Consider the following 4,007-nt stretch of genomic DNA (forward strand, 5'->3'; position numbering starts at 1 on the left):
CGGCGGGACAATAGCGCCATGCATATGCAACGAAGGTTCTGCGACGGCCCAGAGCGGTTCGCACGGGGGTAGCCGATTTCTTTCCTCGTGCAAACGGCGACCGCTCACGATGCAAACGAGGAATCCGTGACGAACATCGGTGAGGACAGCTCGACCACTCTGCCCCGGCGGCAATTGGGAAGGTATCTCAAGGAGGCCCGCCTCGGCGTCGGCCTGCGGCTGGAAGACGTTGCGCCGCTGATGCAATGGTCGGCGAGCAAACTGTCTCGGCTCGAGGCCGGGAAATCACCCAGCATCCGCGTGCTCGATGTGGAGGCGCTGTGCCGCATTTACGACATCGACGATCCCGAGGTGTGTGCGGGGCTCATCGGCCTGGCGAAGCAGAGCACCGAGAAAAGTTGGTGGCAGGCATTCGATGATGTGATCACCGGAAACTTCGATTTGTACGTCGGATTGGAGTCGTCGTCGGAGAAACTGTCGATTTTCCAACCCCATATCGTCGCTGTGTCAGCGGTCAGGTAATTCCCCCATTTGAGGGGTAGTTCCGTCACGGAATTCCCCCACCGGTCCCGTCACCGAATTCCTCCACCCGGCCGTCACGTAATTCCCCCACCTGGCGGTGTGTCGCCGGTCGGCGTGTCTCGCACACATGTTCGCTTGTCCTTGACGGTTTGTTCCGGCGAGGAGAGCGAGGACAGATGGCGAGGAGGAGTTTCTCGGTGTTCGATCTTGTCGAGCTCTACACCCATTGGCAGGCCGGTCGCGGGCAACGCGAGCTGGCGGCGTCGCTGGGTATCGACCGGAAGACGATCCGGAAATACGTCGCGCCGGCGGTCGCGGCCGGCATTGAACCGGGCGTGAGCCCGCCCCTGTCGGCGCAGCAGTGGGCCGAGCGGGCTGCGGAATGGTTTCCCGGACTGCATGATCGCGGCGCGCGGGCGGTGACGTGGCCGTTGATCGACCCGCACGGCGACCGGATCAAGGGCTGGCTCGATGAGTCGGTGACGGTCGCGACGATCGCGCAGCGACTACGTGACGACCACGGGGTGGACGTGTCGGAGTCGTCGGTGAGACGTTGGGTGGCAACACATTTCGCCGACGAGGCGGCGCGCGGCAAGGTGACGGTGCCGCGGCCACCGGTGTCACCGGGAAGTGAGGCCCAGATCGACTACGGCAAGCTCGGGATGTGGTTCGACCCGGCCTCGGGGCGACGGGTGTCGGTGCAAGCATTCGTGATGGTGTTGTCGTGCTCACGGATGCCGTTCCTGCAACCGGTGATCTCGATGGATCAAACCTCCTGGTGCGCTTCACATGTCGCGGCGTTCGAATTCTTCGGCGGGGTCCCCGCGCGGCTGGTCATCGACAATCTGCGCACCGGTGTCGACAAGCCCGATCTCTACGATCCCAAGCTCAACCGCACCTACGCCGAACTCGCCGTCCACTACGCGACGTTGATCGATCCGGCGCGAGTCCGCAAGCCCAAGGACAAGCCACGCGTCGAACGGCAGATGCAGTATGTTCGTGACTCCTTCTGGCGCGGACGGGAATTCACCACACTGGCTCAGATGCAGGCCGAAGCGATCCGGTGGTGCAACGACGTCGCGGGGCTGCGGCACTCGCGAGCCCTTGACGGCGGGCAACCGTTGCGGGTGTTCGAGGCGATCGAACGCGACGCCCTGTCACCGTTGCCGAGGGCACCGTTCGTGTTGTCGGTCTGGTCGACCGGCAAAGTCGGTCTCGACACCCACATTAAGATCGGCAAAGCGTTGTATTCGGTGCCGTGGCGGCTGATCGGGCAGACCCTGCACGCCCGCACCAGCGGCGATATCGTGCAGATCTTCCGCGACCAGCACGTGGTCGCCACCCACGTCCGACGCCTGTCAGGGCGGGCCACGAACATGGAGCATTACCCGCCCGAGACGGTCGCATTCCACCTGCAAGGCCCGACCTGGTGCCGCAAAATCGCCGCCGAGGTCGGTCCGGCGGCCGAGCTGGTCATCGGCGATCTGCTGTCGCCCAACGCGATCCACCATCTGCGCGCCGCCCAGGGCATCCTTCGGTTGCGGGAGAAATACGGTCTCGACCGCCTCGAAGCGGCCTGCGCCCGCGCGATCGAGGTCGGAGACCCCTCCTACCGCACCGTCAAAGGCATCCTCGCGGCCGGCACCGAGACAGAGGACCCGTTCGCAGGCACCGGCACCGCCGACATCTCCGCGATCCCGGCGTTCCTACGCGGCCCGGACCAGTTCAGCAGCAACTGACCAACCCCACTGCATCGATCCAATTCTCCACTCCGGCAAGGAAACACACCCATGAACATCAGCGACCCCGCCCTGCGCGACGTTCTGCGCACATTGAAGCTCACCGGCATGCTCGACACCCTCGACGCCCGCCTCGCCCAAACCCGCGACGGGCAACTCGGACACCTGGAATTCCTCCAAGTCCTCTGCGAAGACGAGATCGCCCGACGCGAAACCAACGCTCTCGCACGACGAATCCGGCGCGCGAAGTTCGAAGAACAAGCCACCTTCGAAGACTTCGACTTCGCCGCGAACCCCAAACTCCCCGCCGCGATGATCCGCGACCTCGCCGCTCTGCGGTGGCTCGACTCCGGCGAGTCGGTCATCCTCTACGGACCGGTCGGGGTCGGGAAAACCCATGTCGCACAAGCACTCGGTCACGCCGTCGCCCGCCGCGGCGGCGACGTCCGCTTCGCCAAAACCAGCCGCGTCCTCGCCGACCTGGCAGGCGGTCACGCCGACCGGTCATGGGGCAAACGGATTCGCGAATACACCCGCCCGCACGTGTTGATCCTCGACGACTTCGCCATGCGCGAACACACCGCCCTGCACGCCGACGACCTCTACGAACTGATCAGCGAACGCGCCCTCAGCGCCAAACCCCTCATCCTCACCAGCAACCGCGCCCCCAAGGACTGGTACTCCCTGTTCCCCAATCCCGTCGTCGCCGAAAGCCTGCTCGACCGACTCATCAACACCAGCCACCAAGTCCTCATGGACGGCCCCTCATACCGGCCGCGCAAACGCCCCGGCCGACCCACCAACTGACCCCGAAACCCGGCTCGCTACGCTCGCAACGAGGCACGCCCACTGGAGGAATTCCGTGACGGCAGCCCGGGGGAATTACCTGACGGTCGACAGCTGGACTCCTACAAATACCGGCCTACGCTCGGGCAATTGAACTGGGCTACTACTCCGACATCAACGAGCAGGAGCTGGAACGGCGAATCCAGCTACGCGTCAAGCGCCAGATGTTGCTGACTCGGAAGGTCAAACCGGTCATGGTCGATTTCGTCATCCATGAATCGGTACTGCACACCGTCGTGGGCAGCGGAAAGATCATGGCGGCACAATGCCATCACCTAGCAAATCTTCCGGCTAACGTCACGGTGAGAGTGCTGCCCTACGAGACCGGATTTCCCGCAGGTCTCCCGACAGGTCCGTTTGCCATCCTCGACTTCGGCACCGACTCGAAGGGACGCGAACTGTCTCCGACAGTCGTGTACATCGAATCCTTTGCAGGCGATCTATATCTCGAGCGCGCAAAGGACGTCGCCAGGTATCGTCAGGCGTACAGCGTCATTCGGGATGCGGCGCACGACGTTGCAGACAGCAAGCGCCGACTGCGGCAGATAGCAAGGGAGCACGAACGGTGAACCTGGACCTAGCCGGCGCCAAGTGGTTCAAATCCAGCCGCAGTGGGGGCGGCAAAGAGTGCGTGGAGACCGCGTTCCTCGACAATGGCCTGGTAGGCATCCGCGACTCCAAGAACCCCACCGGCCCTGCCCTCGTCTTCACCCCTGCCGAATGGGACGCCTTCACCACGGCTCTCCGCAACGGCACCCTGGACCACGCCTGAACGACCGGTCGGCGTGACTGAAACCTGCACGCCCTTCCCGATGGCGACTTTGACTTCTTTCATCAAGCGGCACTTGATCTTCCAGCAACAAGCGCCGGCCACGAAGGGCGGGAGCACAGACCATGACC

At 63.9% G+C, this 4,007-nt stretch carries 5 protein-coding genes; all 5 read left to right on the forward strand.

The window, feature by feature from the left end; genetic code table 11:
- Nucleotides 1-126 precede the first annotated feature (126 nt).
- The gene (locus ACGF5C_RS34180) at nucleotides 127-522 is read left to right on the forward strand and encodes a helix-turn-helix domain-containing protein (RefSeq protein ID WP_393308462.1); all 396 of its coding nucleotides are present in this window, start codon (nucleotides 127-129) and stop codon (nucleotides 520-522) included.
- Nucleotides 523-719: 197 nt separating this feature from the next.
- A complete protein-coding gene (istA, locus tag ACGF5C_RS34185) occupies nucleotides 720-2,261 on the forward strand; it encodes an IS21 family transposase (protein ID WP_393308464.1) in 1,542 nt (513 codons plus the stop codon).
- Nucleotides 2,262-2,312: 51 nt separating this feature from the next.
- Complete coding sequence (gene istB, locus ACGF5C_RS34190; RefSeq protein WP_393308466.1) at nucleotides 2,313-3,068, forward strand: IS21-like element helper ATPase IstB; 756 nt, start codon at nucleotides 2,313-2,315, stop codon at nucleotides 3,066-3,068.
- Nucleotides 3,069-3,175: 107 nt separating this feature from the next.
- Entirely contained in the window at nucleotides 3,176-3,676 is a 501-nt protein-coding gene (locus ACGF5C_RS34195) for a DUF5753 domain-containing protein (RefSeq protein WP_393308468.1), read from the forward strand.
- A gap of 2 nt (nucleotides 3,677-3,678) precedes the next feature.
- Complete coding sequence (locus ACGF5C_RS34200) at nucleotides 3,679-3,879, forward strand: DUF397 domain-containing protein (protein ID WP_393308470.1); 201 nt, start codon at nucleotides 3,679-3,681, stop codon at nucleotides 3,877-3,879.
- The last annotated feature ends 128 nt before the right edge of the window (nucleotides 3,880-4,007 follow it).

The sequence above is a fragment of the Micromonospora sp. NPDC047620 genome, from assembly GCF_043205005.1.
Taxonomy (GTDB): Bacteria; Actinomycetota; Actinomycetes; order Mycobacteriales; family Micromonosporaceae; genus Micromonospora.